Origin of the sequence: Klebsiella sp. P1927 (assembly GCF_018204675.1) — a bacterium.
Classification (GTDB): Bacteria; Pseudomonadota; Gammaproteobacteria; order Enterobacterales; family Enterobacteriaceae; genus Klebsiella; species Klebsiella pneumoniae.
In genome coordinates this window covers 295,472-322,169 of the sequence record NZ_CP073377.1, presented here as the reverse complement: position 1 = coordinate 322,169, position 26,698 = coordinate 295,472, and the positions used below count along the sequence as shown (strand labels likewise).

The window sequence follows — 26,698 nt, the reverse complement described above, 5'->3', positions numbered from 1 at the left end:
TGGCATGGCGGTTCGTCTTATTTTATCCGTCGTTGTCGGGCTGGCGCTGAGCCTCTCGCCTGCCGCGTATGCCATGAAACAGCTGGAGCTGAAGAGCCATTCTCATATCGCGGCGATCGATATCCCGCTTAGCGGTAAGGAGAAAGCATGGCTGGCGGCGCAGCCGACGCTGACCGTCGGGACCTGGCTTCCCGAGAGGACGCCCATCGTCTATGACGGCGACGAGAAAAGTTATCAGGGCATTAACGCCGACTATCTGGCGCTGATGGCGCACAGCCTCGGACTGAAGGTGATTATCCGCCAGTATGACACCGAGCAGCAGGCGCTCACCGCCCTGGCCGACCGCCAGGTGGATACCCTGCTCACTCAGGTGGCGCACCGGGATGCGCTCGCCCCGGGCCTGGATCAATCCGCGCCGCTGCTTAAAACCTGGCCGACGCTGGTCACCTCGCTGAAATCCCCTCTGCCGCCGCTGACCACTGACCGCCGCGTCACGCTGGCCTGCACCCGCGATTGCGCTTTTTTCGATATTATTCAGCAGGCGTTTCCCAACGCCAAAATCACCCTTTATGATAGCGACTATCAGGCTCTCGCCTCGGTGGTCAGCGGCGAGAATCAGTATTTTATCGGCAACAACATCACCACTGGCCACTGCATCTCGAAATATTTCTCGCAATCGCTGGTTATCGCGCACTATTTTCGTCAGCAGGAGCAACACAACCGCTTTGTCACCCGTGACGATCGGCCAGAGCTGCATCAACTCTTCGACCGTTTTATCCATGCCGTCGACAGCGACACCGCGATGCGGATCATGCAAAACTGGCTCAACCGTGGCGATCTGTCGTTTCTCAATACCCCGCTTACCTTTAGCCCCGAAGAACAGCGCTGGGTGCAGAAGCATCGTCGCGTCCGCCTGCTGGTGAACCCCTATTTTCCGCCATTTACCCTGGTGGATAACGAGGATGAACTGCGCGGCATCATGGCCGATATGCTGAATATTGTCTCACTCCAGACCGGCCTGCAGTTTGACCCTATTCTGGTGCGCAACCGTCAGGCTCTGGCAAAGCGCATGGAAAAAGAGGACTGGGCGATCATGCCCGCCGCCACCCTGACCCCACAGCCGCAGGCCTACGTCACCCTCAGCGATCCGCTTATTAACGTGGCCTTTGTGCTGGTCGCCCGCGGCAGCGCCCCCGACCAGCATCTGCTGACGCGCTCGGCACGGATCGCCCTGCCGGTCGGGCCTATCGCCGCCCATGATCTGAAAGCGCGTTTTCCGCTGATTAACTGGGTGGAAACGGATAACGTTGGCGTCGCCATGAAGATGGTAGAGGAAGGCGAAGTGGATGCCGCCGTAGCCTCGGAGCTTTCCGCCCGCTATATGATCGACCACTACTATCCACAGGGTCTGCACTACACCCGCATTGATGGACTCCCCGTCGCGGCCATTCGGCTGGCCATCCCGCGCGATGAACCGGTGCTGGCCGCCATTCTTAACAAAGCGCTGCAGGTTATTCCGCCACGGGATATTCTGCAGATGACCGAGAAGTGGTCGAAAATCTCCAGTCAGCAAATAGAGAACTGGAGCCAGTACAGCCGCCAGTTTTACCAGCTGATCGCCTTTGCGCTGGTGCTGATCGCCATCAGCCTCGGCTGGGGACTCTCCCTGTGTCGGGAAGTGCGCAAACGTAAAGACTCCCAGCAGCGGCTCGAGGAGGAGCTGGCGCAGAAGGAGGCCCTCTCCTGTGCGCTGGAGCGCGAAAAAGACAAAGCGATTCAGGCGACAAAAGCCAAGAGCCGCTTTCTGGCCAGCATGAGCCACGAGCTGCGCACGCCGGTGAGCGCCATCGTCGGCTTTCTGGAGCTGCTGGCGAAACCGGAGCTGAACGGCGGCCAGCGTAAAGAGGCGATCGAGCTGGCGGGGTCGACGGCGCAAACCCTGCTGGGACTTATCGGCAATATTCTTGATATCGACAAGATTGAATCGGGAAAATACCAGGTTACCCCGCAGTGGAGCGATGTCGCACAGTTAGTGTCGCAGCAGTGTCATACCTTCGACGCGCTGGCGCAGCAAAAGGGCATCGATCTGCACTACCATAACGCGCTGCAGGAAGGGACCATGCTGTGGGTCGACCCGCAGGCGCTACGGCAAATCCTCAATAATCTCATTGGCAATGCGCTGAAGTTTACCGTCGAAGGCGCAATTCAGGTCTCCTGCCGGCTGACGCCGGCGAATGAGACACAGGGAGAGTTGGCCCTCATGGTTAGCGACAGCGGCTGCGGGATCAGTGAAGCAGAGCAGGCCACCCTCTTCCACCGCTATGCCCAGGCGCGCCAGGGACGCCAGCAGACCGGCTCCGGACTGGGGCTGGTCATTTGCAAAGAGCTGGTTGCGCTGATGCAGGGTCGCCTGGAGATGGTCAGCCGTCCGGGCGTGGGGACCACTTTCACCATCACGCTGCCGGTCAAGGCGAGCCGCTGCGCGATCCACGCGCCGCAGGCGTCGCCCGCCAGACCGCAGGCTCTACCCGGGCTGGCGATACTGATAGCGGACGATCACCCCACCAACCGGCTACTGCTCAAGCGCCAGCTCAGCACTATCGGCTATAGCGTCGATGAAGCCTGCGACGGTGAAGAGGCAGAGAATAAGCTCGCCAGCAAACATTACGATCTGCTGATAACAGACCTCAATATGCCGAAGAAAGATGGCCTGGCGCTGGCGGCCTCGCTACGCCGTCGCTATCCGGGCCTGGTAATTTGGGGCGTGACTGCCAGCGCGCTGCCGCAGTCGCGGGAGGCGTGTCTGGCCAGCGGCATGAATATGTGTCTGTTTAAGCCGGTGTCGGTCCAGACGCTGAGTCATGAGCTCAGCCGTTTAGCGGTGGGCCGCGCATCACCTCACGCTACCCGGCACCTGAAGCTCAGCGTGCTGAGCGAGAATACGGGGGGAGACCAGGCGCTGATGAATGAGATGCTGGAGACGTTCCGCGATGCGTCGGCCGCGGATTTACAGGCTGCCGGACAGGCAATCGCCCGGCATGAGCCGCAGATTTTTCTGCGGGCGCTGCACCGTCTGCACGGTTCAGCACAAATTCTGGGGATTACTGCGCTACAACAACTGTGCGCCCCTTTTGAGGCAAAGCGGCCTGATTCGCTGACGCCGGCAAGCTGTCTGGAGGTGGTACAGCGCATCACCGGCGTCATGCGCGAGATCGATGGCGAAATCGACGCCCTGATCGGCCGCTAGCCGTTCCGCTCGGGCAGTCCGCCTGCCCGAGCGTTAAGGGGACATCCTTGTCAGTTTTTTCCTCTGCGCTCTCTCAGGGTGGAACAAGTATCAGTTGCCTGCCACCAGCATCTCGCTATCCACCACAATGCCCTCTTCAGCGCCCTTCAGCACCAGATTCGCTTCGTAATATTTACCGGCTTTCAGCAGTTCTTGCGCCTGCGCTACCGCCTTACGGGTCTGGTTAAGCGGCATCAGATACTGGTTCTCAATCACGCCAATACCGGCCAGACGCAGGGTATCGATAGCCCCTTTCTGATCGCCTTTCGCCAGCTTTTCGTTGGCGGATTGGATAGCGCTCTCTTTTTCCGGCGTGGCCACATAGTCTTCAGACAGGGCGATAGAGGCGTTAATGATCACATAGCGATCGGCGATCATTTTGGCTTTAGCATCAGTTTTCACAAACTTCGCCCAGCTGGCATCATCGGCGGCCAGCAGCGCGGCGGCGTCGTCTGTCAGTTTTTTGGCGCTATCCGGCTGGCCATGGAACAGCGCCAGACGGGCGAACTGGATGTCGCGCATCGCATTCGCGCCCTGCACCGCCACCTGCAGCACATCGGCGGCTTCTTTCTGTACCTGCGTCGTGGCTGCCGCGGCTGGCGCGGCTGGCGCTGCCGTCGCGCTATCTGTTGCCCATACCGGAGAGGTACTCATCATGGTTGCCAGCAGGCTCGCCAGAATGACTTTTTTCATCGTTGACTCCTGATTAAAATCGGTAAGCATCACCAAACGCAGCCAGCTTAAAAAATATCGCGGGCATTGAGAATCAGAGCCCGGAAGTAATATTGCGGGCCTGGTCTGACAGCTGTCAGACCAGGCGTATAAAGTGGCCTCGGCGCTCTTATTTACGCCTGCCGATCGCGCGGCCTACTATTTTCCTCAGACCTTTCTTTTGGCCCGCTGAATAAACCCTCACGCTTTTTATTCAGCGTCAGGCCGCCAACCGGGATCTGCGGAGCAATTATGTTTATGTTTAGCCATTACACCTTAAATGCGTTTAGCCCACGCGTCTTCATTCGATATAAACGGCATGCCTGCCTGATGGCGGTATTGCTGTTTATCTGCGGAGCCTGTTGTCTGGCCTGGCCGTTGGTCGCCGGCTGGTATCTCGCCACAGTAACCGGCATGTTATTGATGATCTGCGGCTTCTATTCGCTGTACAGCCTGATTGTCTTCCGCCAGCAGCACTGGAAATCACGCCTGGTGGCGCTGATCTTCGCCATCGCCTGGATCGTGCTCGGCCTGAGCTTTGTCGTCAATCCTCTCAACGGTATGAGCAGTCTGGCCATTTTATTTGGCTTTTTATTTGTTCTCGGCGGTATTTCCCGCATCGTTAACGGATGTCAAACCCGCAAACAAAGCGGCGCTGGCTGGAATATTTTTATCGGCCTGTTGGATTTACTTATCGCCTGCCTGTGGCTGGCCATGAACCCGCAGCAAAGCTGGTTATTTATTACCGCCTTTATCGGCGTTGAAATGATATTTAGCGCCATCGGCTTGTTGGTCCTGCGCAATAAAATGAAGCACGCTCAGGCTTAAGCCCTATTTTGTCACTGGAGAAGAAAATGAATTTACCTAAAGCACTCGTATTGACCGTGGCGGCTACCACATTCTGTCTGATGACCAGCCCGGCGTTCGCGGTTGAGGAAACCACGCCGCAGAATATGACCTGTCAGGAATTTATGGATATGAACCCAAAAAGCATGACCCCGGTGGCCTTCTGGGTAGTGAATCGCAACACCGACTTTAGCGGCGGCGACTATGTTGACTGGCATGAAGTCGAGACCGTTTCGGTACCGAAAATGCTGCAGGAGTGCCACAAGAACCCCGCCGCTAAACTTGGCGATCTCAGCGCGGTCATCAAAAAATAACCCCCCCGGCATCAGGCCGGGGAAACCCGCCGCGCTGCGGCGGGTCCCGCTTTACTCATCGATACCGCATTCGCACGGCAGATGGCGGCCGATAAGCTTGCGATACAAAAACGCCCCGATAATCGCCCCCACCACCGGCGCCAGCAGCGGCACCAGAAAGTAAGGGATCGCCAGCCCACCGGTAAAGGCGATCGAGCCCCACCCGGCCAGACTGGTAAACAGTTTTGGACCGAAGTCGCGCGCCGGATTCAGCGCAAAGCCGGTTAGCGGCCCCATCGACGCGCCGATCACGGCGATCAGCAAGCCAATCAGCAACGGCGCCAGCGGCCCGCGCGGAATTCCGTTGCCGTCGTCGGTCAGGGCCATGATCATCGCCATCAGGATTGCCGTGATGGTGGTCTCCACGGCAAACGCTTGTATAAAAGTGATATGTGGATGCGGGTACGTGGAAAAGACCCCGGCCAGGTTAAGACTGGCGGCAGTGCCGCGCACGATATGCTGACTCTGTTCAAGATCGAGAAACAGCTGGCGATAGAGCCCATACACCAGCGCGGCGGCGCAGAAGGCCCCGGCCGTCTGGGCAACAATAAACGGCAGCACCTTGCGGCGTTCAAAACAGGCGAACAGCCACAGGGCAATGGTCACCGCCGGATTTAGGTGCGCGCCGGAGACACCGGCCGTCAGGTAGATGGCCATGGCGACGCCAAGGCCCCAGATAATACTGATCTCCCACTGACCAAAGCTGGCCCCGGCGACCCGCAGCGCAGCGACGCAGCCCGCGCCGAAGAAAATGAGCAATCCGGTGCCAAGAAACTCGGCCACGCACTGCCCGGTTAAGGTAGAAGTCTGGTTCATTATCGGCATCCTGAAATAGCACGTTAAAGAGAGAGGCTGGCGCGAGCGCCCGTTTAATTCGCCTGACCGGCCAGTAGCAGCCCGGTGGCGACCGCATTGCGCGGCCCTTCTGTTCCCCGAATATTGCCCTGCCCGGCGACCACGCCATAGTGCGACAAGGCTTCCGTGATAAGCTGCGGGATCTCAAAGTCCAGCGATGAGCCGCCCACCAGCACCACAAAGGCGATATCGCGAATGGAACCGCCGGGTGAGACCTGGCGCAGCGCGCGCAGGCAGTTGGTGACAAACACTTTCTCTTTCGCCTGCCGGCGCACGAGACGAATTTTTTCCAGCGGGCTGGCGTTATCGATCGGCACCAGTTCGCCCTCCTTGATGTACACCACTTTGGCGAACACCGCCGGGCTGAGGGCTTCCCGAAAGAACTCCACCGCGCCATTCTCGTGACGAATACTGAACAGGCTTTCCACTTTGGCCAGCGGGTACTTTTTTATCGCTTCCGCCAGCGAAAGATCCTCGAGACCCAGCTCGGTTTTAATCAACAGGCTGACCATATTCCCCGCCCCGGCGAGATGGACCGCCGTTATCTGCCCCTCCGCGTTGACGATCGCCGCATCCGTCGAGCCGGCGCCGAGATCGAGGATCGCCAGCGGCGCCGCACAGCCGGGAGTGGTTAACGCCCCGGCGATGGCCATGTTGGCCTCCACGCCGCCCACCACCACCTCGGTCTGCAGTCGGGCGCTCAGTTCGCGGGCGATAACCTGCATTTGCAGACGGTCCGCTTTCACCATCGCCGCCATCCCGACGGCATTCTCCATGGCGCACTCGCCGGCCATCCCGCCCTGCACCTTGCGCGGAATAAACGTATCCACCGCCAGCAGATCCTGGATGTATATCGCGCTCATCTCATGGCCGGTCAGGGACGCCATTACCTTGCGCACCCGCTCAAGCATGCCGCCGGCGTGAGTGCCCGGTTCGCCGCGGATGTCGCGTACCGGAGCGCAGGCGCTCATCGCCTGCATGATGGCTTCCGCGCCCTCGGCGACATCGGCCTCTCCGCGGCGCTTTTCGCCGCTAATGTAGAGGTTGCCCGCCGGGATCACCCGCGACTGCACGTCCCCCTGCGGGGTCTTGAGCACCACCGCTGAACGGTTGCCAATCAGGGCGCGGGCGATGGGGACGATGGCCTGGGTCTCTTCCGGGCTTAGCCCGAAGAAGGTGGCGATCCCGTAGGGATTCGACAGGATCCGCACCACCTGGCCCGGCGCGGCCACTTCCACCGCCGCCATCACCCCCTCGGGGACCTGCTCCAGCAGCGTCACTTCATCTACCACCGGCAGGGTTTTACGCAGGCGGTTGTTCACCAGCACGCCGTCGTCCTTTTTGAGGATCGCCGCCACCACGTTGATCCCCCGGTCGAGCGCCTCATTGAGCCACCACACGGCGTCAAGGAAATCGACGGCGTCGTCAATCAGTACGATCCACCCCTCGGCATATTGCGCCGCCGGCAGCGTCGCCAGCCGCCCGAGGGCGATAGTCGTCCCCACGCCAACGCCCACCCCGCCCGGCGTCTGCGGGTTATGACCGATCATGGTCGATTCGGTGATAATGGTCTCGGTGATGGTCTCCATCGCCACATCGCCAATCACCGGCGCGGCTTCGTTAAGATAGATGCGAGAGACATCGCTCATCGACCACGGTGTTTTCGCCAGGGCCTGCTCCAGCGCGGCGAGGGTCCCGGCGATATTGTCCCGCGTCCCTTTCATGCCCGTCGTCGCGACGATCCCGCTGGCAACAAACGCCCTCGCCTGCGGGTCGTCGGACGCCAGCGCCACCTCGGTGGTGGCGTTGCCGATATCAATCCCGGCTATTAACGGCATGCTGACCTCCGCTTAGTTTCCTTTACGCAGCTTATGCCGCTGCTGATACACTTCCGCCGACTCCCGGACAAAGGCGGCATTCACTGTCGCATGCCAGGTGTGCTCCAGCTCGTCGGCGATCGCCAGCAGCTCCGCCTGCGAGGAGCGGAACGGGCGCAGCGCGTTATAGATAGCCAGAATGCGCTCGTCAGGAATGGCGATAAGCTCCGCCGCGCGGCGGAAATTGCGCGCCACCGCATGGCGCTGCATCTGCTCGGCAATCTGCGCCTGGTACTCAAGGGTCTGACGGGAGATCCGCACATCCTGCGGGCCCACCTCGCCAGAGAGCACCTTCTCGAGGGTAATATCGGTCAATGGTTTGCCGGTAGGCGTCAGGATATGCTCCGGGCAGCGGGTGGCTAACGGATAATCCTGCACGCGCATGGTTTTCTCGCTCATGGTCACTCCCTTACTAAGTCGACGTGCAGGGTGACGGGCTCGGCGTCCTGCACCACATGTTTGGTCTCTTTGATATGAAATAGCGCGGCTTTGGCCATAAATTTCGGCCGCACCATCTGATCGTTCACCACCGGCACCGGCGAAGGTGACTCTTTGCGCGCATAGCGCGCGGCGTTTTTGCCAATCTGCCGGTAGGTCTCCAGCGTCAGCAGCGGCGCCTGGGAGAACAGCTCCAGGTTGCTGAGCGGCAGCAGATCGCGCTGATGGATGACCGTGGTCCCCTTCGACTGGATACCGATGCCGATCCCCGAGCCGCTCAGGTTGGCCGCATCCCAGGCCATAAAGGAGACGTCGGACGTGCGCAGAATGCGCACCACCCGGGCGTGAAGCCCCTCTTCTTCCACCCCGGCAATCAGCTCTTTGAGGATCGCGCCATGGGGCATATCGATCAGAGTGTGATGCTGGTGTTTATCGAAGGCAGGGCCGACGCCGATCACCACTTCATCGGCGCGTTCATCGGCAGAAGCTACCCCGCCCTCGCGGGTTTTCAGGGTAAAAGAGGGCTGAATTTGGGTTGTCTGTTGCACAGGAATACCGCCTTATTCAATGGTGTCGGGCTGAACCACGCCCGGAATATTTTTGATCTCCGCCCAGCGTTCGGCAGAGATGCGATAGCCGGTGCCCGGCCCCTGATAGTCATTGATGTCGTTGACCGCACTCACCACCTCGAACTGCCGATCGAGAATGGCCGAGGTCTGCAGGTAATCGCCGGTGACCCGCTGGCGCAGCATATTGAGAATATTGCTGGCGATATCCTCAAAGCCGCTGCGGCTCAGCGCGCCGACAATATCGAGGCCGGTGATGTTGCGCTTCATCATCTCTTCCACCGCACTCAGATCCTCCACCACGTTACGCGGCGGCATCTCGTTGCTGCCGTGCGCGTAGGTGGCGGCCTCCACCTCCTCGTCGGCGATTGGCGGCAGCCCCAGCTCGCGGAAAACCGCCTGGATCGCCCGCGCCGCTTTCTGGCGAATGGCAATGGTTTCCGCCTCGGTCACCGGACGCAGGCCGCCGTCAACCATCAGGTCACGCTGCAGGATGTTGTAATCATCAAAATCTTCCGCATCGAAGTTCGAGCCGGCGAACATGTTGTCGTAGTTCGGCACCGCGCTGTAGCCGGAGAAAATAAAGTCGGTGCCCGGCAGCATCTGCATCAGGGTGCGCGCGGTGCGGCGAATATCCGAGTGGGAGAAAGTCTGGTCGTTGGCGGACGCCACTTCGAGGTCGAGCATAGAGGCGATCAGGTTTTCCGCCAGCACCGCCCGAATGCCCGACGGCACAGCGCCGGTCATGCCGATACAGCTCACCGCGCCGTTTTGCAGCCCCTGAACCCCGGCGCCTTTGGTAATGAAGATGCAGCGCGATTCGAGGTAGAGCATCGACTTGCTCTCCGAATAGCCCATCAGCGCTTCGGATCCGGTGCCGGAGGTGTAGCGCATTTTCAACCCGCGGGAGGCGTAGGCCGAAGCGAGGAACGCCTTTGACCACGGAGTATCATCGCCGTCGGTAAATACCGCTTCCGTGCCGTAGACCGACACCGTCTCGGCGTAGCTGGTTAAGCCACGCATGCCCAGCTCCAGCTCGGTGGCCTCTTCCACCGAGCACTGCGTCAACACGCCGGGACGGCCGCACTGCGAACCGACCAACAGCGCCAGGGCGTTAAACGGCGCATAGCGCGCGATACCGACCGTGGTCTCCTGTTCTGAGAAGCCGCGGATCCCGGCCTCGGCGGCGTCAGCGGCAATCTGCACCGGATTATCTTTGAGATTGGTGACGTGGCACTGGTTGGAGGGGGTCCGGCGGGCACGCATCTTCTGCAGCGCCATCATCATCTCCACCACGTTCATCTGCGCCATCACCTCGACCGCTTTGGCCGGCGTGATGGCGGTAGTGATGGCAATGATCTCCTCCCGGCTGACGTGAATATCCACCAGCATGCGGGCTATTTCCACCGCCTCCAGGCGCATTGCCTGCTCTGTGCGCTCAACGTTGATCGCGTAATCGGCGATAAACCGGTCGATCATGTCAAACTGGTCCCGGCGTTTGCCGTCCAGTTCGACGATCAGACCGTTGTCCACTTTTACTGAAGAGACCGGGTCAAAGGGGCTGTCCATGGCGATCAGCCCCTCTTCAGGCCACTCGCCAATCAGCCCGTCCTGATTGACGGGGCGCTGGGCCAGTACTGCAAATCGTTTTGATCTTTTCATTGTTCATCGGCTCAAAAGGTGAAATCCGCAGACGGTAGCGAATACGCCGGGCCAGCGTCGTTGCCGCCCGGCCATTACCGGCAATAGCGGAACTTTAAATGAGCCAGTGGTGAAAAAAATAAATTTAATTTCGTTTCAATTTGGCACACGAAATCTACCGACAGTTTCACTATGAAACTTTACTCCGCCGGCAAAAATAAAAAATGTGATCGCCCGCAATGATATAAATCAATTAATAAAAAACGCCCTTAATTACGTTTTGCCGACGCTATTTTAACCCTATTGACTAAATCATGGCGGGCGACAAAATAACGCTGACAAAAATAAAGCAAGCCAACCGAATGGTAATAGTTTTTTACTATCGCCCCCTACTGACTATTCGCGCCAGCGTTATCCTGGTGCGGGAGAGAATGATGAACAAGAGCCAACAAGTTCAGACAATCACCCTGGCTGCCGCCCAGCAAATGGCGGCGGCGGTGGAAAAAAAAGCCGCTGAGATCAACGTGGCGGTGGTGTTTTCCGTGGTTGACCACGGAGGCAACACGCTGCTTATTCAGCGGATGGACGAGGCCTTCGTCTCCAGCTGCGATATTTCCCTGAATAAAGCCTGGAGCGCCTGCAGCCTGAAGCAAGGTACCCATGAAATTACTTCAGCGGTCCAGCCAGGACAATCTCTGTACGGTCTGCAGCTAACCAACCAACAGCGAATTATTATTTTTGGCGGCGGCCTGCCAGTTATTTTTAATGAGCAGGTAATTGGCGCCGTCGGCGTTAGCGGCGGTACGGTCGAGCAGGATCAATTATTAGCCCAGTGCGCCCTGGATTGTTTTTCCGCATTATAACCTGAAGCGAGAAGGTATATTATGAGCTATCGTATGTTTGATTATCTGGTGCCAAACGTTAACTTTTTTGGCCCCAACGCCATTTCCGTAGTCGGCGAACGCTGCCAGCTGCTGGGGGGGAAAAAAGCCCTGCTGGTCACCGACAAAGGCCTGCGGGCAATTAAAGATGGCGCGGTGGACAAAACCCTGCATTATCTGCGGGAGGCCGGGATCGAGGTGGCGATCTTTGACGGCGTCGAGCCGAACCCGAAAGACACCAACGTGCGCGACGGCCTCGCCGTGTTTCGCCGCGAACAGTGCGACATCATCGTCACCGTGGGCGGCGGCAGCCCGCACGATTGCGGCAAAGGCATCGGCATCGCCGCCACCCATGAGGGCGATCTGTACCAGTATGCCGGAATCGAGACCCTGACCAACCCGCTGCCGCCTATCGTCGCGGTCAACACCACCGCCGGCACCGCCAGCGAGGTCACCCGCCACTGCGTCCTGACCAACACCGAAACCAAAGTGAAGTTTGTGATCGTCAGCTGGCGCAACCTGCCGTCGGTCTCTATCAACGATCCGCTGCTGATGATCGGTAAACCGGCCGCCCTGACCGCGGCGACCGGGATGGATGCCCTGACCCACGCCGTAGAGGCCTATATCTCCAAAGACGCTAACCCGGTGACGGACGCCGCCGCCATGCAGGCGATCCGCCTCATCGCCCGCAACCTGCGCCAGGCCGTGGCCCTCGGCAGCAATCTGCAGGCGCGGGAAAACATGGCCTATGCTTCTCTGCTGGCCGGGATGGCTTTCAATAACGCCAACCTCGGCTACGTGCACGCCATGGCGCACCAGCTGGGCGGCCTGTACGACATGCCGCACGGCGTGGCCAACGCTGTCCTGCTGCCGCATGTGGCCCGCTACAACCTGATCGCCAACCCGGAGAAATTCGCCGATATTGCTGAACTGATGGGCGAAAATATCACCGGACTGTCCACTCTCGACGCGGCGGAAAAAGCCATCGCCGCTATCACGCGTCTGTCGATGGATATCGGTATTCCGCAGCATCTGCGCGATCTGGGGGTAAAAGAGGCCGACTTCCCCTACATGGCGGAGATGGCTCTGAAAGACGGCAATGCGTTCTCGAACCCGCGTAAAGGCAACGAGCAGGAGATTGCCGCGATTTTCCGCCAGGCATTCTGAGTGTTAACGAGGGGGCCGTCATGTCGCTTTCACCGCCAGGCGTACGCCTGTTTTACGATCCGCGCGGGCACCATGCCGGCGCCATCAATGAGCTGTGCTGGGGGCTGGAGGAGCAGGGGGTCCCCTGCCAGACCATAACCTATGACGGAGGCGGTGACGCCGCTGCGCTGGGCGCCCTGGCGGCCAGAAGCTCGCCCCTGCGGGTGGGTATCGGGCTCAGCGCGTCCGGCGAGATAGCCCTCACTCATGCCCAGCTGCCGGCGGACGCGCCGCTGGCTACCGGACACGTCACCGATAGCGACGATCATCTGCGTACGCTCGGCGCCAACGCCGGGCAGCTGGTTAAAGTCCTGCCGTTAAGTGAGAGAAACTGAATGTATCGTATCTATACCCGCACCGGGGATAAAGGCACCACCGCCCTGTACGGCGGCAGCCGCATCGAGAAAGACCATATTCGCGTCGAGGCCTACGGCACCGTCGATGAACTGATATCCCAGCTGGGCGTCTGCTACGCCACGACCCGCGACGCCGGGCTGCGGGAAAGCCTGCACCATATTCAGCAGACGCTGTTCGTGCTGGGGGCTGAACTGGCCAGCGATGCGCGGGGCCTGACCCGCCTGAGCCAGACGATCGGCGAAGAGGAGATCACCGCCCTGGAGCGGCTTATCGACCGCAATATGGCCGAGAGCGGCCCGTTAAAACAGTTCGTGATCCCGGGGAGGAATCTCGCCTCTGCCCAGCTGCACGTGGCGCGCACCCAGTCCCGTCGGCTCGAACGCCTGCTGACGGCCATGGACCGCGCGCATCCGCTGCGCGACGCGCTCAAACGCTACAGCAATCGCCTGTCGGATGCCCTGTTCTCCATGGCGCGAATCGAAGAGACTAGGCCTGATGCTTGCGCTTGAACTGGCTGGCGTCAATATCGTACTGCTTCATTTTGCGCCACAGGGTGGTGCGGCCGATATTGAGCAGCTGCGACATCTCCTGCACCCGCCCGCTGGTCACCCGGGCGGCGTGAATAATAGCTTCCTTTTCGATGGCGCTAAAGGTCAGGCTGGCCGGCAGCAGCGATGACGCGCTATCCCCGCCCGGCCGCTCGGAAAAGAGATATTCCGGCAGATTACTCAGGCGAATGTGGCCGTTGTCGCTGCTGATGGCGATATTCTCAATGACGCTATTGAGCTCAAAATCATTCCCCGGCCACGAGTAGGCCACCAGCTGCGCCAGCGCGTCATCGTCCACTTTCAGTCGCGAAGAGAAACGCTTCTCCAGGCTCTTCAACCGGTTATGCACCAGCGACGGAATACTGTTGCGTCGGGCGCGCAGCGGCGGGATGACGATCTCAAAGGAGTGCAGCGCATAGTACAGCTGGCGGCTAAAGCGGTTCTGTTCCACCAGATTGGCCAGATCGACGGTGGTGGTGGCAATCACCTTCACATCCACCGGGATCAGGCGCCGGGCGTCGAGGCGGGTGAGCACGCCCTGCTTAATTACCTGCAGCAGGGCCGACTGCAGCTCCGGCGCCAGATACTCGATCTTTTCCAGAAACAGGGTGCCGCCGTTGGCCAGCTCAAGGCGGCTCAGGCGACCATTTTCATCGTCGGTAGGGGCGCTGCCCATAAAGTCCTGGCCAAGCACGCTGTCGGCATATAGCTGGCAGTTGACGGCGATGTAGGGGCCGCCCGCCCGTTCGCTTTCATTGTGAATAGCCTGGCTCAGCAGCTCTTTCCCGACCCCCTCTTCGCCGCACAGTAGCACCGGGAAGCCGCCGCGCGCCGCCTGGCGGCCAAAGTGGATCAGGCGTCGGGTTTCCGGATCGTCGGCAGACATCTGCTCAAAGGTGTGGCTAACTTTACCGAGCTGGCTGGTCATCAGCTGCCGCATCTGCTCCACCGGGTGCAGCAGCAGAATAAAACTGTTGCCTTGCGCCTCGACAATCGGTTTTAAGGTGATCACCGCGTCGACAAACTGATGCTGACTTTCAAAGGTGACTTCGACGTGATTCAGGCCGCGGGCGTGTTTGATGGCGCGGCGCAGCAGCGCCGGGAGGGTCACCAGATCGGCGATATTTTTCCCCTGGCTGGCCTGAGCATCAAGATGCAGCAGTCTCGCCGCCTGAACATTGAGAAACTGCAGCACGCCCTGTTCGTTCCACGCCATCACCCCATCGTCCATGCTCTCCAGCAGGCCGTACATCTGATTGAGGTGGCGGTTGGATTCCGCCAGCAGGCTGTCGGTAAGCAGGGAGTTACCCACCTCGCGGGCGATGGCCAGCGTCAGGGAGAGGTCGGCGCTGGACTGGTGCTCGACCAGACAGCAAAGCGAGATAGAGCCGAACAGCCGCCCGTGGTTATCAAACACCGGCGTCGAGCAAAAACTCCATGGCTGTAGCGCCTGCTTAAAATGCCGATCGCCGGCGGTGTTGATCGGCTGGCCCTGCATCGCGGCCAGCGACAGCGCGCAGGTGCCGATAATGCTCTCCGCACAATAGCTGCCGTCGCGAAATCCCAGGGCAGCCAGCTGGGCCAGGGTTTGCGGCTCGCCGCAACGGCTCAGGATGCAGGCGGACTCATCAAGAATAAACAGCGCGCAGGGGCGACCGTCCATAAACTCCCAGGCGTCTTCCAGCGCCGCCTGGCCGATGGTCAGCAGCGCGGTTTTACGCCGACAGATGGAGTCGAAGGTCAGGCCCTGGGCCTGGTGCGGCGTTTGCCAGGTTTCGCGCTGCATAAACTTGCTGCAGCGGTGCCATGACTGGGCAATGACGGAAGAGACCGCCTTCCCGGTATCCTGAGTCTGAACAGTCATATCCTTTTCCGCGTTGTACCATAGAGAACCCCTCCGGCAGCGACTGCCGGAGGGGAGAAAGAAAAACCGCTGACCTGGGCCAGCGGTTTAGCCACCGCGAATTAACGCGCCAGCCACTGCTGGCCTAACAGATCGGCGGTGAGGATAGCGGCATGGACGCTCTCCGGGGTCACCGCAAACGGCATATTATGGATGGTTTCCCCTTCCGCGCAGGTAGCTTTCGCCACCGCGGCGATTTTCTCGTCGATCCCCTCTTTGACGCCCATCTGCGCGAGCGTCACCGGCAGGCCGACGCGCTGGCAGAAGCCCAGCACCGTTTCAATCTCGTCCATCGGGCTGTTCTGCAGCACCAGCTGCGCCAGGGTACCGAAGGCCACTTTCTCACCGTGATACAGGTGATGGCACTCTTCAAGAATGGTGAAACCGTTGTGGATTGCATGGGCAGCGGCCAGGCCACTGCTTTCAAAGCCAATGCCGCTGAGGTAAGTGTTCGCCTCGATGATGCGCTCCAGCGCTTCGGTCACTACCCCGGCCTGCGCCGCCAGACGGGCCTTTTCGCCCTCCGCCAGCAGCGTATCATAGCACAGGCGGGCGAGGCTCAGCGCCGCCTCGGTGGACTGTCCTCCGGCCATGCTGGTGGCGCGCGCATCGTAGCAAGCTTTGGCCTCGAACCAGGTGGAGAGCGCATCGCCCATGCCGGAGACCAGCAGGCGTACCGGCGCTTTGGCGATAATCGCCGTGTCCATCACCACCATATCCGGGTTTTTCGGATAGATCAGATACTCTTCAAACTCGCCCGCTTCGGTGTAGATCACCGACAGCGCGCTGGTCGGCGCATCGGTCGAGGCGATGGTCGGGATCACCACCACCGGCAGCTTCTGGTAGTAACCGATCGCCTTCGCGGTATCGAGGGTTTTACCACCGCCGATCCCGACCACGCCGCGGCAGCCCTGTTTTTGCAAAATCGCCATCAGACGGTTGATTTCCGCATGGCTGCATTCACCGTTAAACCGTTCCGCATGGCAGCGAATATCGTGGCTCTGCAGGCCATTCACCACTTTCTCTCCCGCCAGCTTCATTACGAAATCGTCGGCGATGACGAAGAAGCTCTCCGCCAGGTTTTTGGCATATTGACCGAACAGAACAGCAGCATCAGGACCCTGAAGATATTTGGCTGGAGATTGAATAACTTTTAGCATTCCTTTCACCCTCAAATAAGTGCGCATGTAGACATGATGAGCCCTGGCGTTATCCGCGCCGGCCAGTGAAGCGCGGCCTGAACGGAGCGTACCGGAGCAGTGCGATCACTGTAGGGCCGGCAGGGAACAAAAAAATCTTTCGCCTTTTTGTTCTGATATGAAACACAGGTTAATTTTTTACGTTCCATATTGGAACAAAAAACCCTAGTCTCTGTCAGGATTGCGATCCCGATCCGCTCCTTTGCCGCATAATGCCCTTGCAATCCTCCGTGTTTGACCGCCTTTTCTCCCGCAGTCGGCAGAAAATCAGCAAAAAATTTTTTCCCACCCGCTTCGCCAGCTATCCTGACCGCCGCTTATGGCAGAAGAAAAAAAGCGCGCCAGCTCGCATTTTCACCATATCCTCGGCAAAAACGTTCCATAAAGAAACAAAATCAGGAAGCAATGTTTCGTAATGAAACCCGATCGTCGGGGCATTCTTTTTTTCGTCCGCTCAGCCAGAATCATCATATCGCCAGGCACGCTCCACCGTCAGACGATACCCCTACGCGATGACTGCCTCCGCCAGCAGAGAGGCGGCATCGAACCTTCTCCAACGGAGCACTGAATAATGAAAAAGCTGATTAACCGTGTTGAAGATGTACTGAATGAACAATTACAGGGGCTGGCTAAAGCCCATCCGCAGCTGACCCTGCATCAGGACCCGCTGTATGTGACCCGCACCGACGCGCCGGTGGCTGGCAAGGTGGCCCTGCTCTCCGGCGGCGGCAGCGGACATGAACCGATGCACTGCGGCTATATCGGCCAGGGCATGCTCTCCGGCGCCTGTCCGGGAGAAATCTTCACCTCGCCGACGCCGGACAAAATGTTTGAATGCGCGATGCAAATTGACGGCGGCGAAGGCGTCTTGCTAATTATCAAAAACTATACCGGCGACATCCTGAATTTTGAGACCGCCACCGAGCTGCTGCATGAGAGCGGCATTAAAGTCACCACCGTGGTGGTCGACGACGACGTGGCGGTGAAAGACAGCCTCTATACCGCCGGTCGTCGCGGCGTCGCCAACACCGTACTGATCGAAAAACTGGTCGGCGCCGCCGCCGAGCGCGGCGACTCGCTGGAAGCCTGCGCTGAACTGGGCCGCCGCCTGAACAATCTCGGCCACTCGATTGGTATCGCCCTCGGCGCCTGCACCGTACCGGCTGCCGGGCAGCCCTCCTTTACGCTGAAAGATGACGAGATGGAGTTCGGCGTCGGCATTCACGGCGAGCCGGGCATCGACCGCCGCCGCTTCAGCTCGCTGGACCAAACCGTCGATGAGATGTTCGATACCCTGCTGGAAAACGGCGCTTACAGCCGCACGCTGCGCCAGTGGGATACCGTCAAGGGCGCGTGGCAGGAAGTGCAGCAGAGCAAAACCGCGCTGCAAAACGGCGACCGGGTTATCGCGCTGGTTAATAACCTCGGCGCCACTCCGCTTTCCGAACTGTATGGCGTGTATAACCGCCTTGCCCAGCGCTGCGAAGCGTCCGGCATCATCATCGAACGCAACCTCATCGGCAGCTACTGTACTTCGCTGGATATGGCGGGCTTCTCCATCACTCTGCTGAAAGTGGATGACGAGACGCTGACGCTATGGGACGCCCCGGTTCACACCCCGGCGCTGAACTGGGGAAACTAAGGAGCACGACATGTCACTGAACAGAACGCAAATCGTCGACTGGCTGTACCGCTGCGGCGATATTTTCACCAAAGAGAGCGATTTTCTCACCGGCCTCGATAAAGAGATTGGCGACGCCGACCACGGTCTCAATATGCACCGCGGTTTCAGTAAAGTGGTCGAAAAGCTGCCGTCGATTGCCGATAAAGATATTGGCTTTATCCTCAAAAACACCGGCATGACGCTGCTCTCCAACGTCGGCGGCGCCAGCGGCCCGCTGTTCGGCACCTTCTTCATTCGCGCCGCGCAGGTGACCCAGGCCCACCAGAGCCTGACGCTCGACGAGCTGTACCTGATGATCCGCGAAGGTGCGGACGGTGTCGTCAATCGCGGCAAAGCGGAGCCAGGGGATAAAACCATGTGCGACGTCTGGCTGCCGGTGGTGGACTCCCTGCGCCAGTCCAGCGAGCAGCACCTGTCGATCGCCGCCGCGATGGATGCCGCCTGCGAAGTGGCCGAGCGTGCGGCCCACGCCACCATCACTATGCAGGCGCGTAAAGGCCGCGCCAGCTATCTCGGCGAGCGCAGCATCGGACATCAGGATCCCGGCGCGACCTCGGTGCTGTTTATGGTTCAGATGCTGGCCGCCGCCGCCAAAGAGTAAGGAAATCGCGATGGTAAACCTGGTTATTGTTTCTCATAGCGCCCGGCTGGGCGAAGGTGTCGGAGAACTGGCCCGGCAGATGTTAATCAACGATGGCTGCAAACTGGCGATCGCCGCCGGGATCGACGATCCCGACAGCCCGATCGGCACCGATCCGCTTAAAGTCATGGAGGCGATCGAATCCGTGGCCGATACCGATCACGTGCTGGTGATGATGGATATCGGCAGCGCGTTGCTCAGCGCCGAAACCGCCCTCGATCTGCTCGATCCGGCGATTGCCGCGAAGGTGCGACTGTGCGCCGCGCCGCTGGTGGAAGGGACGCTGGCGGCCACCGTCAGCGCTGCCTCCGGCGCCGGGATCGACAAGGTGATCGCCGACGCCATGAGCGCCCTGGAGGCCAAGCGGGTTCAGCTGGGTTTACCTTCGCCAACTTCTGACGCCGCGCCGGAGCCGATGCTTGCCGACGACGGCGACACAAAATCGGTGTCAGTCATTATTAACAATCACAACGGCCTGCACGTGCGTCCGGCGTCGAAGCTGGTCGCCGCGCTGGCGGGCTTTAACGCCGATCTGCTGCTGGAGAAAAACGGGAAGTGCGTCAAACCGGACAGCCTCAACCAAATCGCGCTATTGCAGGTCCGCCGCAACGATAAGCTGCGCCTGCTGGCCCGCGGTCCGGATGCCGACGCGGCGCTGGCGGCGTTTCAGGCGCTGGCCGCCGATAACTTCGGTGAATCGCCTGCGGCGCAACCGGCAGCGGCTCCGGCAACGCCCGAGCGCGTCGAAGGCGCTGCCCTGCGCTATCCGCTGGCCCTGATCCAGCCGCTCCGCCCGGCTGCCGCCGATGCCGCCCGCGAGCAGCAGCGCCTGCGCCAGGCCATTGACCAGACGCTGGCGGATCTTATCGCCCTGACCGAGCTGGCGGAAAATAAATTTCACGCCGATATCGCGGCGATCTTCGCCGGGCACCACACCCTGCTCGACGATGACGATCTGTTTGATGCCGCCAACGATCGCCTGCTCACCGAACAATGCACGGCGGAATGGGCATGGCATCAGGTGTTGATGGAGCTCAGCCAGCAGTATCGCCAGCTGGATGACCCCTACCTGCAGGCGCGCTATATCGATATCGAAGATATTTTGCAGCGCACCCTGCGCCATCTGCAGGGCGTTCAGGAGAGAGTGCCGACGCCCGGCGAGCCAACAATTATTATTGCCGACAACATTTATCCCTCAACCGTCTTACAGCTGGATGCCAGCTTCGTTAAAGGCCTGTGCCTGCGCGATGGCAGCGAACAGGCTCACGGCGCGATTATCGCCCGCGCGGCGGGGATCGCCTGGCTGAGCCAGCAGGGCGAGGCGCTGAACAGCGTGCAGCCCGGCGAGACTATCGTGCTCGATATGCGCCACCAGCGCCTTATCCGTGACTAAAATTCACGTTGACCGTTACCGCTCCGGGGGCCTGCCTCCGGAGGGTGAGTTTTCGCTTACTCTTCAGGAACCACTATGTCTCAATTCTTTTTTAACCAGCGCGCCAGCCTCGTCAACGATGTGATTGAGGGTACCATTATCGCCAGCCCGTGGAATAACCTCGCCCGTCTGGAGAGCGACCCGGCGATCCGGGTGGTGGTCCGTCGCGATCTGAATAAAAACAACGTGGCGGTGATCTCCGGCGGCGGCGCCGGCCATGAACCGGCGCACGTCGGCTTTATTGGTAAAGGCATGCTGACCGCCGCGGTCTGCGGCGATCTGTTCGCCTCGCCGAGCGTCGACGCGGTGCTCACCGCCATTCAGGCAGTGACCGGCGAGGCGGGCTGCCTGCTGATCGTCAAAAACTACACCGGCGATCGGCTTAACTTCGGTCTGGCGGCGGAGAAAGCGCGCCGACTCGGCTACAACGTGGAGATGCTGATCGTCGGCGACGATATTTCGCTGCCGGATAACAAACAGCCGCGCGGCATCGCCGGGACCATTCTGGTGCATAAAGTGGCGGGCTATTTCGCCGAGCGCGGCTTCAACCTCGCCACCGTCCTGCGTGAAGCGCAATACGCCGCCAGCCATACCGCCAGCATCGGGGTGGCGCTGGCCAGCTGCCACCTGCCGCAGGAAGCCGACAGCGCGCCGCGCCATCAGGCCGGTCACGCCGAGCTGGGAATGGGCATCCACGGTGAGCCGGGCGCCTCGACGATCGCCACGCAAAACAGTGCAGAAATCGTTAACCTGATGGTGGAAAAACTGACCGCCGCCCTACCGGAAACCGGCCGCCTGGCGGTGATGCTCAATAACCTCGGCGGCGTGTCGGTGGCTGAGATGGCGATTCTGACCCGCGAGCTGGCCAACACCCCGCTGCAGGCGCGCATTGACTGGTTAATAGGCCCGGCCTCGCTGGTGACGGCGCTGGATATGAAAGGCTTCTCGCTGACCACCATCGTGCTGGAGGAGAGTATTGAGAAAGCGCTGCTTTCGGATGTGGAAACCGCCAGCTGGCAGAAGCCGGTGCAGCCGCGGACTATCAACGTCGTGCCGTCCACCCTCGACAGCGCCCGGGTGGATTTTACGCCCTCGGCCAACCCACAGGTGGGCGATTACGTGGCGCAGGTGACCGGCGCCCTCATCGATCTTGAAGAACATCTCAACGCGCTGGATGCCAAAGTAGGCGACGGCGATACCGGCTCCACCTTCGCCGCCGGGGCGCGCGAAATTGCCGAGCGGCTCGAGCGTCAGCAGCTGCCCCTGAACGATCTGCCAACGCTCTTCGCGCTGATCGGCGAACGCCTGACGGTGGTGATGGGCGGCTCCAGCGGGGTATTGATGTCTATCTTCTTCACCGCTGCCGGGCAGAAGCTGGGGCAAGGCGCCAGCGTGGCCGAGGCGCTGAACGCCGGTCTGGAACAGATGAAGTTTTACGGCGGCGCCGATGAGGGAGACCGGACGATGATCGACGCTCTGCAGCCGGCCCTGGCGGCGCTGCTGGCCGAACCGGAGAATCTGCAGGCCGCTTTCGCCGCGGCGCAGGCCGGGGCGGATCGCACCTGCCAGTCAAGCAAAGCCGGCGCCGGACGCGCGTCCTATCTCAACAGCGATAGCCTGCTCGGCAACATGGACCCCGGCGCCCACGCGGTGGCGATGGTGTTTAAGGCGCTGGCGGAACGCTAAGCCTTCCCCGGTGGCGCTGCGCTTACCGGGGCGATGTAACACCGCCGAATAGCAGGTCGGGTAAGGCGTAAGCCGCCACCCGACAAAAAACGGCACCGCCGGTAGCCCGGATAAGGCGCGACGCGCCGCTATCCGGGTTTTACCACGATGGCTTTTTACTTGCTGTGCCAGTACGCCTGGGAACGCACCAGCTGCTGATCGATGCTCTCGTCTTCAAAGCGCGCCAGCAGCGATTTCACCACCGCGCCTTCGCCGGTCAGCCAGATAAAATAATCCTCCGCCGGCACCTTCACCTGCGCCAGACGCTCGGCGACGAAGGCCGGATTGTGGCCCACCACCCACTCGATGTTAAAGCCGTCGAGATCCGCCAGATAATCTTTATACGACGCATCGGCGATAGTAACGATGGCCGTCACCTGCGGCCTCGCCGGCAGCTGGCGTAATCCCAGCAGACGACGGCGCAGCGCCGGCATGCCGGACTCATCGCAAACATACAGCTGCCAGGCATAATCTTCCGGCACCACCAGCGAGCCGCGCGGGCCGCCGATCACCAGCTTATCGCCCACTTTTGCTTCCAGCGCCCAACGGCTGGCGATACCGCCATCGTGGATATAGAAATCGTAAGCCAGCTCGTGACGTTCGGCATCGTACAGCGGCGTATAGTCGCGGGTGGCAGGCCGCACGCCTTCCCCCCAGTCAATCCCCTCCTCGGTCACCTGCGGCGGGGTAAATGCCGCGCCCGGCTCGGGGAAAAAAAGCTTGGTATGGTCGTCAAAGCCGTGAGAGGCGAAGCCTTCCAGCGCCTCGCCTCCCAGCACGATACGCTGGAACGCCGCGCCTGCGCGCTCCACGCGCAGCACCGTCAGCTCACGGAAACGCAGCTCATTGCGGACACGCTGCGGGTACTTGTCTGCTTTGGTTTTTGTCATCATCGATTGCCTTCGTGAACGGTAAATAGATATATCTAAACTTGATGCAAATGATAATGATTGCCAACTAAAAAGAATGCAAGTCTTTTTTTGATATAGTCAAAACAAACCGCATCAAAATCCACATCCAGAAAACAATCACATATATATCAACACCTTAAAAAATAAATAGCAACCAGCATTGCGAACATTCATTTTTTAGATATAAATTAGATATATCAAAAACAGCAGGAGGTAACCATGCGACATCATCATGAAGAAGGGCGTGGGCCACGCGGGCGCCACGGTGATCCCAGCGAACACGGCGACCATGGCCGCCGCGGCGGCGGACGTCGCCAGCGTTTCTTTGGCCACGGCGAACTGCGGCTGATCATTCTGGATATCCTCAGCCGCAGCGCCAGCCATGGCTATGAGCTGATCAAAGAGATCGAAACGCTTACCCAGGGGAACTACAGCCCCAGCCCGGGGGTGATCTATCCGACGCTGGATCTGCTCCAGGACCAGGGCCTTATCAGCGTGGAAGACGACAACGGACGCAAGAAAATCCTTATCAGCGAGGAAGGAAAACAGCTGCACGCCGAGAACCAGGAGCACCTGGCCCATATCCAGGAGCGCCTGCAGGCGCGGATGGTCGGCTGCGAGCTGCGCCGGGATCCGCAGATGAAGCGCGCGCTGGAAAACTTCAAAGCGGTCCTCGACCTGAAAGTGAACCAGCAGGCCAGCAGTGCCGCCCAGCTCAAGCAGATCATCGGCATTATTGACCGGGCGGCGATGGAGATCTCTCAGCTCGACTAAGCCTCTTTTTTCACCACCGGCTGCCCCGCGCTGGGGCAGCCCGCACCACGGCGGATCGCCCCGTCTATTGCCGCCAGGCAGAAAATCTCGTCAGCTCAGGAATAAAACGTGCCAATAGTGGCGCAATGAGATTAAATTTTACACAATTCGTCTTTTGCTTTGCATTTATCCCGATTTTCACCGCTTCTGCCGAACTGGCGTAATCCCTGCAATACTTAATCCAGTATCGTGTGATACGTCCGCCCCAGGAGCACATTTTGAACAGGTTACCTTCCAGCGCATCGGCTCTGGCCTGCAGCGCACACGCACTGAATCTCATTGAAAAGCGCACGCTTGATCATGAGGAAATGAAAGCACTTAACCAGGAGGTCAGGGAATACTTTAAAGAGCATGTGAATCCGGGGTTTTTAGAGTATCGAAAATCGGTCACAGCCGGCGGGGATTACGGAGCCGTAGAGTGGCAAGCGGGAGGGTTAAATACGCTTGTCGACACCCAGGGACAGGAGTTTATCGACTGCCTTGGTGGGTTTGGCATCTTCAATGTAGGGCACCGTAATCCAGTTGTGGTATCCGCCGTCGAGAATCAACTCGCGAAACAACCGCTTCACAGTCAGGAGCTGCTGGACCCGCTACGCGCGATGCTGGCGAAAACGCTGGCAGCCTTAACGCCCGGGAAACTAAAGTACAGTTTCTTCTGCAACAGCGGTACCGAATCGGTAGAGGCGGCCATCAAGCTGGCGAAAGCCTATCAGTCGCCGCGCGGTAAATTTACCTTCATCGCCACCAGCGGCGCCTTCCACGGTAAATCGCTGGGCGCGCTGTCGGCCACCGCCAAGTCGACCTTCCGCAAACCCTTTATGCCGCTGCTGCCGGGCTTCCGCCACGTGCCGTTCGGCGATATCAACGCCATGCGCACCATGCTGAGCGAGTGCAAGAAAACCGGCGACGACGTCGCGGCGGTGATCCTTGAGCCGATTCAGGGCGAAGGGGGCGTGATCCTCCCGCCAACGGGGTATTTGCCGGCGGTGCGTAAACTGTGCGACGAGTTTGGCGCATTGCTGATCCTCGACGAAGTGCAGACCGGCATGGGCCGCACCGGCAAGATGTTCGCCTGCGAGCATGAGAACGTCCAGCCGGACATTCTGTGTCTGGCGAAAGCGCTCGGCGGCGGTGTGATGCCGATCGGCGCGACGGTGGCGACGGAAGAGGTCTTCTCGGTGCTCTTCGATAACCCGTTCCTGCACACCACCACCTTCGGCGGCAACCCGTTGGCCTGTGCGGCGGCGCTGGCGACGATCAACGTGCTGCTGACGCAAAACCTGCCGGCGCAGGCGGCGCAGAAAGGCGATATGCTGCTGGACGGTTTCCGCCTGCTGGCGCAGGAGTATCCGGACCTGGTGAATGAAGTGCGCGGGAAAGGCATGCTGATGGCTATCGAGTTTGTTGATAACGAGATTGGCTACGACTTTGCCAGCGAGATGTTCAGACAGCGGGTGCTGGTCGCCGGGACGTTAAACAACGCCAAGACGATCCGCATTGAACCGCCGCTGACCCTCACCCTTGAGCAGTGCGAACAGGTGCTGAAGGCGGCGCGCAAGGCGCTGGCGGCCCTGCGCGTTTCGGTCGAAGAAGCGTAATAAAGTGTCCTTCACCCTCTCCCTCTGAGAGGGTGAAGGATAACCCTCACACCTGCGGTAACAGGCCGATAAAGCTGCGCTTCTGCCGCGGCTGCGACATCATCTCCTCCAGCTTTTCGACGCAGGCTAAATAGTGCGGCGTCTTCTTATGCGCCAGCACCGCCTCATCGTCTTTATAGGCTTCGTAGATAAAAAAGCGGGTTTTCACCTCGGGATCCTGCAGGACATCAAAGCGCAGGTTGCCTGGCTCCTGCAGCGCGCCCTCGTGGTTGGCGCGAAACACCTCGAGAAACTCATCCACCCGCTCGGGTTTAATATTGATCTCCACTAGCGTGACGTTCATTTCAGCTCTCCCTGTTTTTCTTCCTGCCAGAACTGATACGCTTCGCGCGCGTTCAGATTCTCATGCACCACCTTTTTCACCGCCTTAAGCATCGCGCGCGGGGCGCTGGACTGGAAGATGTTGCGCCCCATATCCACCCCGGACGCGCCCTGGTCGATCGCCCGCCAGCACATCTCCAGCGCCTCATGCTCCGGCAGTTTTTTACCGCCGGCGATAACGATCGGCACCGGACAGCTGGCGGTCACTTTTTCAAAGCCTTCCTCAACGAAATAGGTCTTCACAAACTGCGCCCCCATTTCGGCGGCAATCCGGCTGGCCAGCGAGAAGTAGCGCGCGTCGCGGGTCATCTCTTTGCCGACGCCGGTAACCGCCAGGACCGGCATACCGTAGCGATTGCCGGCGTCCACCAGTTTGATGATGTTATTGATCGACTGATGTTCGTATTCGCTGCCGATATAGACCTGCGCCGCCACCGCGCATACGTTGAGCCGCAGCGCGTCTTCCATCGCCACCGCCACACATTCGTTGGAGAGTTCGCTTAAAATCGAATTGCCGCCGGAGGCGCGGAGCACCACCGGCTTATTGGTGGCCGCCGGTACCTGGCTGCGCAGTACGCCGCGGGTACACATCAGCACGTCGGTGTCGGCAAACAGCGGCGCAATCGACAGGTCGATACGCTCCAGCCCGGTGGTTGGCCCCTGGAAGTAACCGTGATCGAAGGCCAGCATCACCGTGCGGTTGCTGTGCGGATTAAAAATGCGCGCCAGCCGCGACTGCATGCCCCAGTCCAGCGAGCCGCAGCCTTTCAGGGTATACAGCGTATTCTGCTGCGGGCGGTCAATACCGAAGTCTTTCCCCTCTTTGATATCGTCTAAATCTGCCATC

Annotated in this window: 25 protein-coding genes; 14 read left to right on the top strand and 11 right to left on the bottom strand. The window is 59.9% G+C overall.

What is annotated here, in order from left to right:
- The first annotated feature begins 4 nt into the window (after positions 1–4).
- Positions 5–3,247 carry an ATP-binding protein gene (locus KB892_RS01710; RefSeq protein WP_004150925.1) on the top strand — a complete coding sequence of 1,081 codons (3,243 nt, stop codon included), beginning with the start codon at positions 5–7 and terminating at the stop codon, positions 3,245–3,247.
- A 90-nt stretch (positions 3,248–3,337) separates the two neighbouring features.
- Here the strand turns inward: KB892_RS01710 and KB892_RS01705 are convergent, their stop codons facing one another.
- The gene (locus KB892_RS01705; RefSeq protein WP_004188513.1) at positions 3,338–4,009 is read right to left on the bottom strand and encodes a YfdX family protein; all 672 of its coding nucleotides are present in this window, start codon (positions 4,007–4,009) and stop codon (positions 3,338–3,340) included.
- Positions 4,010–4,249: 240 nt separating this feature from the next.
- On the opposite strand from KB892_RS01705, the gene KB892_RS01700 reads away from it, so the two are divergent.
- A complete protein-coding gene (locus KB892_RS01700) occupies positions 4,250–4,825 on the top strand; it encodes an HdeD family acid-resistance protein (RefSeq protein WP_002917651.1) in 576 nt (191 codons plus the stop codon).
- Positions 4,826–4,851: 26 nt separating this feature from the next.
- Positions 4,852–5,157 (top strand): acid-activated periplasmic chaperone HdeB, encoded by a 306-nt coding sequence (gene hdeB, locus KB892_RS01695; protein WP_002917655.1) that lies wholly within the window; start codon positions 4,852–4,854, stop codon positions 5,155–5,157.
- Positions 5,158–5,208: 51 nt separating this feature from the next.
- Here the strand turns inward: hdeB and KB892_RS01690 are convergent, their stop codons facing one another.
- The 5 genes from KB892_RS01690 to KB892_RS01670 are packed head-to-tail and all read right to left on the bottom strand — an operon-like array spanning position 5,209 to position 10,594.
- Positions 5,209–6,012, bottom strand: a complete 804-nt coding sequence (locus tag KB892_RS01690; protein ID WP_002917658.1) for an MIP/aquaporin family protein — start codon at positions 6,010–6,012, stop codon at positions 5,209–5,211.
- A gap of 53 nt (positions 6,013–6,065) precedes the next feature.
- Positions 6,066–7,889 carry a diol dehydratase reactivase subunit alpha gene (locus KB892_RS01685; protein ID WP_002917661.1) on the bottom strand — a complete coding sequence of 608 codons (1,824 nt, stop codon included), beginning with the start codon at positions 7,887–7,889 and terminating at the stop codon, positions 6,066–6,068.
- A gap of 12 nt (positions 7,890–7,901) precedes the next feature.
- The gene (locus tag KB892_RS01680) at positions 7,902–8,327 is read right to left on the bottom strand and encodes a glycerol dehydratase small subunit DhaB3 (RefSeq protein ID WP_062954969.1); all 426 of its coding nucleotides are present in this window, start codon (positions 8,325–8,327) and stop codon (positions 7,902–7,904) included.
- A 2-nt stretch (positions 8,328–8,329) separates the two neighbouring features.
- Positions 8,330–8,914, bottom strand: a complete 585-nt coding sequence (locus KB892_RS01675; RefSeq protein WP_002917672.1) for a propanediol/glycerol family dehydratase medium subunit — start codon at positions 8,912–8,914, stop codon at positions 8,330–8,332.
- 12 nt (positions 8,915–8,926) lie between these two features.
- A complete protein-coding gene (locus KB892_RS01670) occupies positions 8,927–10,594 on the bottom strand; it encodes a propanediol/glycerol family dehydratase large subunit (RefSeq protein WP_002917676.1) in 1,668 nt (555 codons plus the stop codon).
- 413 nt (positions 10,595–11,007) lie between these two features.
- Between KB892_RS01670 and KB892_RS01665 the strand changes: the two genes are divergently transcribed.
- Genes KB892_RS01665 through KB892_RS01650 form a run of 4 tightly spaced genes read left to right on the top strand, consistent with a single transcriptional unit; the run spans position 11,008 to position 13,526 of the window.
- Complete coding sequence (locus KB892_RS01665) at positions 11,008–11,436, top strand: GlcG/HbpS family heme-binding protein (protein WP_002917677.1); 429 nt, start codon at positions 11,008–11,010, stop codon at positions 11,434–11,436.
- 21 nt (positions 11,437–11,457) lie between these two features.
- Complete coding sequence (dhaT, locus tag KB892_RS01660) at positions 11,458–12,621, top strand: 1,3-propanediol dehydrogenase (protein WP_004150927.1); 1,164 nt, start codon at positions 11,458–11,460, stop codon at positions 12,619–12,621.
- 20 nt (positions 12,622–12,641) lie between these two features.
- A complete protein-coding gene (locus KB892_RS01655) occupies positions 12,642–12,995 on the top strand; it encodes a glycerol dehydratase reactivase beta/small subunit family protein (RefSeq protein WP_002917678.1) in 354 nt (117 codons plus the stop codon).
- The gene (locus KB892_RS01650) at positions 12,996–13,526 is read left to right on the top strand and encodes a cob(I)yrinic acid a,c-diamide adenosyltransferase (protein ID WP_002917679.1); all 531 of its coding nucleotides are present in this window, start codon (positions 12,996–12,998) and stop codon (positions 13,524–13,526) included. It begins immediately after the preceding gene.
- Here KB892_RS01650 and dhaR read toward each other — a convergent pair.
- Together dhaR and KB892_RS01640 are read right to left on the bottom strand one after the other, a co-directional pair.
- Entirely contained in the window at positions 13,504–15,429 is a 1,926-nt protein-coding gene (dhaR, locus tag KB892_RS01645) for a dihydroxyacetone kinase operon transcriptional regulator DhaR (RefSeq protein ID WP_002917680.1), read from the bottom strand. The genes KB892_RS01650 and dhaR overlap by 23 nt on opposite strands.
- A gap of 101 nt (positions 15,430–15,530) precedes the next feature.
- Positions 15,531–16,628 carry a glycerol dehydrogenase gene (locus tag KB892_RS01640; protein WP_002917681.1) on the bottom strand — a complete coding sequence of 366 codons (1,098 nt, stop codon included), beginning with the start codon at positions 16,626–16,628 and terminating at the stop codon, positions 15,531–15,533.
- Positions 16,629–16,897: 269 nt separating this feature from the next.
- Between KB892_RS01640 and KB892_RS01635 the strand changes: the two genes are divergently transcribed.
- From KB892_RS01635 to KB892_RS01615, 5 genes are all read left to right on the top strand, one after another.
- Positions 16,898–17,083, top strand: coding sequence for a hypothetical protein (locus KB892_RS01635; protein ID WP_004217179.1), 186 nt, complete (start codon positions 16,898–16,900; stop codon positions 17,081–17,083).
- A gap of 155 nt (positions 17,084–17,238) precedes the next feature.
- Positions 17,239–18,309 (top strand): dihydroxyacetone kinase subunit DhaK, encoded by a 1,071-nt coding sequence (dhaK, locus tag KB892_RS01630; RefSeq protein WP_002917682.1) that lies wholly within the window; start codon positions 17,239–17,241, stop codon positions 18,307–18,309.
- Positions 18,310–18,319: 10 nt separating this feature from the next.
- Entirely contained in the window at positions 18,320–18,952 is a 633-nt protein-coding gene (gene dhaL, locus KB892_RS01625; RefSeq protein WP_002917683.1) for a dihydroxyacetone kinase subunit DhaL, read from the top strand.
- Between the two features lie 10 nt (positions 18,953–18,962).
- Positions 18,963–20,384: a dihydroxyacetone kinase phosphoryl donor subunit DhaM gene (dhaM, locus tag KB892_RS01620; protein ID WP_004150928.1), complete on the top strand. Its 1,422-nt coding sequence runs from the start codon at positions 18,963–18,965 to the stop codon at positions 20,382–20,384.
- Positions 20,385–20,459: 75 nt separating this feature from the next.
- On the top strand, positions 20,460–22,109 hold the full coding sequence (locus KB892_RS01615; protein WP_004150929.1) for a glycerone kinase: 1,650 nt from the start codon (positions 20,460–20,462) through the stop codon (positions 22,107–22,109).
- Between the two features lie 155 nt (positions 22,110–22,264).
- Here the strand turns inward: KB892_RS01615 and KB892_RS01610 are convergent, their stop codons facing one another.
- On the bottom strand, positions 22,265–23,041 hold the full coding sequence (locus KB892_RS01610) for a siderophore-interacting protein (protein WP_004144829.1): 777 nt from the start codon (positions 23,039–23,041) through the stop codon (positions 22,265–22,267).
- Between the two features lie 237 nt (positions 23,042–23,278).
- Between KB892_RS01610 and KB892_RS01605 the strand changes: the two genes are divergently transcribed.
- Both KB892_RS01605 and ygjG read left to right on the top strand, forming a co-directional pair.
- The gene (locus tag KB892_RS01605; RefSeq protein ID WP_002917718.1) at positions 23,279–23,833 is read left to right on the top strand and encodes a PadR family transcriptional regulator; all 555 of its coding nucleotides are present in this window, start codon (positions 23,279–23,281) and stop codon (positions 23,831–23,833) included.
- Positions 23,834–24,090: 257 nt separating this feature from the next.
- Entirely contained in the window at positions 24,091–25,470 is a 1,380-nt protein-coding gene (gene ygjG / locus KB892_RS01600; RefSeq protein ID WP_004174227.1) for a putrescine aminotransferase, read from the top strand.
- A gap of 46 nt (positions 25,471–25,516) precedes the next feature.
- Here ygjG and lsrG read toward each other — a convergent pair whose 3' ends face one another.
- Both lsrG and lsrF read right to left on the bottom strand, forming a co-directional pair.
- Positions 25,517–25,813 (bottom strand): (4S)-4-hydroxy-5-phosphonooxypentane-2,3-dione isomerase, encoded by a 297-nt coding sequence (gene lsrG / locus KB892_RS01595; RefSeq protein WP_002917723.1) that lies wholly within the window; start codon positions 25,811–25,813, stop codon positions 25,517–25,519.
- Complete coding sequence (gene lsrF, locus KB892_RS01590; protein ID WP_002917724.1) at positions 25,810–26,697, bottom strand: 3-hydroxy-5-phosphonooxypentane-2,4-dione thiolase; 888 nt, start codon at positions 26,695–26,697, stop codon at positions 25,810–25,812. Before lsrF ends, lsrG begins: the two co-directional genes overlap by 4 nt.
- Position 26,698: the final 1 nt, after the last annotated feature.

Excerpts from the sequence above, each read along its gene's own strand:
- KB892_RS01710 (WP_004150925.1), top strand. The coding sequence starts at position 5 with ATGGCGGTTCGTCTTATTTTATCCGTCGTTGTCGGGCTGGCGCTGAGC.
- KB892_RS01705 (WP_004188513.1), bottom strand. The coding sequence starts at position 4,009 with ATGCTTACCGATTTTAATCAGGAGTCAACGATGAAAAAAGTCATTCTG.
- KB892_RS01700 (WP_002917651.1), top strand. The coding sequence starts at position 4,250 with ATGTTTATGTTTAGCCATTACACCTTAAATGCGTTTAGCCCACGCGTC.
- hdeB (WP_002917655.1), top strand. The coding sequence starts at position 4,852 with ATGAATTTACCTAAAGCACTCGTATTGACCGTGGCGGCTACCACATTC.
- KB892_RS01690 (WP_002917658.1), bottom strand. The coding sequence starts at position 6,012 with ATGAACCAGACTTCTACCTTAACCGGGCAGTGCGTGGCCGAGTTTCTT.
- KB892_RS01685 (WP_002917661.1), bottom strand. The coding sequence starts at position 7,889 with ATGCCGTTAATAGCCGGGATTGATATCGGCAACGCCACCACCGAGGTG.
- KB892_RS01680 (WP_062954969.1), bottom strand. The coding sequence starts at position 8,327 with ATGAGCGAGAAAACCATGCGCGTGCAGGATTATCCGTTAGCCACCCGC.
- KB892_RS01670 (WP_002917676.1), bottom strand. The coding sequence starts at position 10,594 with ATGAAAAGATCAAAACGATTTGCAGTACTGGCCCAGCGCCCCGTCAAT.
- KB892_RS01665 (WP_002917677.1), top strand. The coding sequence starts at position 11,008 with ATGAACAAGAGCCAACAAGTTCAGACAATCACCCTGGCTGCCGCCCAG.
- dhaT (WP_004150927.1), top strand. The coding sequence starts at position 11,458 with ATGAGCTATCGTATGTTTGATTATCTGGTGCCAAACGTTAACTTTTTT.
- KB892_RS01655 (WP_002917678.1), top strand. The coding sequence starts at position 12,642 with ATGTCGCTTTCACCGCCAGGCGTACGCCTGTTTTACGATCCGCGCGGG.
- KB892_RS01650 (WP_002917679.1), top strand. The coding sequence starts at position 12,996 with ATGTATCGTATCTATACCCGCACCGGGGATAAAGGCACCACCGCCCTG.
- dhaR (WP_002917680.1), bottom strand. The coding sequence starts at position 15,429 with ATGACTGTTCAGACTCAGGATACCGGGAAGGCGGTCTCTTCCGTCATT.
- KB892_RS01640 (WP_002917681.1), bottom strand. The coding sequence starts at position 16,628 with ATGCTAAAAGTTATTCAATCTCCAGCCAAATATCTTCAGGGTCCTGAT.
- dhaK (WP_002917682.1), top strand. The coding sequence starts at position 17,239 with ATGAAAAAGCTGATTAACCGTGTTGAAGATGTACTGAATGAACAATTA.
- dhaL (WP_002917683.1), top strand. The coding sequence starts at position 18,320 with ATGTCACTGAACAGAACGCAAATCGTCGACTGGCTGTACCGCTGCGGC.
- dhaM (WP_004150928.1), top strand. The coding sequence starts at position 18,963 with ATGGTAAACCTGGTTATTGTTTCTCATAGCGCCCGGCTGGGCGAAGGT.
- KB892_RS01615 (WP_004150929.1), top strand. The coding sequence starts at position 20,460 with ATGTCTCAATTCTTTTTTAACCAGCGCGCCAGCCTCGTCAACGATGTG.
- KB892_RS01610 (WP_004144829.1), bottom strand. The coding sequence starts at position 23,041 with ATGATGACAAAAACCAAAGCAGACAAGTACCCGCAGCGTGTCCGCAAT.
- KB892_RS01605 (WP_002917718.1), top strand. The coding sequence starts at position 23,279 with ATGCGACATCATCATGAAGAAGGGCGTGGGCCACGCGGGCGCCACGGT.
- lsrG (WP_002917723.1), bottom strand. The coding sequence starts at position 25,813 with ATGAACGTCACGCTAGTGGAGATCAATATTAAACCCGAGCGGGTGGAT.
- lsrF (WP_002917724.1), bottom strand. The coding sequence starts at position 26,697 with ATGGCAGATTTAGACGATATCAAAGAGGGGAAAGACTTCGGTATTGAC.